This is a genomic window from Desulfurellaceae bacterium, from assembly GCA_021296095.1.
GTDB lineage: Bacteria > Desulfobacterota > Binatia > Bin18 > Bin18 > JAAXHF01.
In genome coordinates, this window is record JAGWBB010000090.1 from 10,303 (window position 1) to 11,224 (window position 922).

Below are 922 nucleotides of genomic sequence, written 5' to 3' on the forward strand. Positions count from 1 at the left end.
CGGTAGCGCTCGGCATAGGCTTTGAGCACCTCCGGGGTATCGCGGCGGGGGTCGATGGTCACCGACACCAGCATGACCTGGGTGCCCAGACGCTCGCCCAGCCGGCGCTGCACATGGCTGAACTTGGTCGAGAGCATCGGACACGGACCGGGACACTGGGTAAAGATAAAGTCCAGCAGGATCGCTTTGCCGCGCAGACTTGACAGGCCAAACGGCTGGGCGTCCTGGTCGGTGAGCAGGAAATCCGGGGCGGGAAACGGGATGAAAGCGACCGACTCCGGGTCTGGTTGCGCGGCGTCCGAACGCTCCGGGGCGGCCACGGCCGGACTCTCCTCGGGCTCGGAGGAGACGTCCGGCGGGTCTTCGCCGGCCAGGCGCTCGACGGCAATCAGGTACAGGCTGTCGGCGCGATGTTCCAGGCGGAAACGGATCGGCTCTTCGGGGCGGAGCCCACGCAGCAGGCCGGGCTCTCTGACCTCGAACTCCATGGTCATGGCGGGCATGAAGCCGGGGATTTCCTCGTGCTCGATCTCGACCCGATTCTTCTCGGCCAGGAGCTGTTTGACCACGCCGCGTACGGTATAGATGCGCGGCTCGGCCGGCTGACAGGCCAGTCCGCTCAGCAGCATCAGCCCCAGGCCGACACACGCCGCGCAGCCGACTTGAACGACACGGCTCGACATCGAGGCTCCCCCTCAGAACTGGAAGATAGCGGTAAACACCGTCTCGTTGCGGTTGTTATACCCGCCGCCGAAGCGTCCACCGATAAACCACGGCCCCTCGGTGGACCTGCCCCAGTAGATATCATGGGTCAGCTGAAAGACCAGGTGGTTGGAGTACAGATACTCGACCGAGACCCGGTTGAAAAAGGTCGTGCTCAGGGGATCATAGGCGACCACGAACAGCGGCTGAACCAAGCCGC

General features: G+C 64.5%; 2 protein-coding genes. Both read right to left on the reverse strand.

Annotated elements, in window-relative coordinates; translation table 11 throughout:
* On the reverse strand, positions 1–683 hold a 683-nt coding region (locus J4F42_18135), incomplete at its 3' end, for an SCO family protein (protein ID MCE2487437.1).
* A 12-nt stretch (positions 684–695) separates the two neighbouring features.
* The coding region (locus J4F42_18140; protein MCE2487438.1) for a hypothetical protein at positions 696–922 on the reverse strand (227 nt) is incomplete at its 5' end.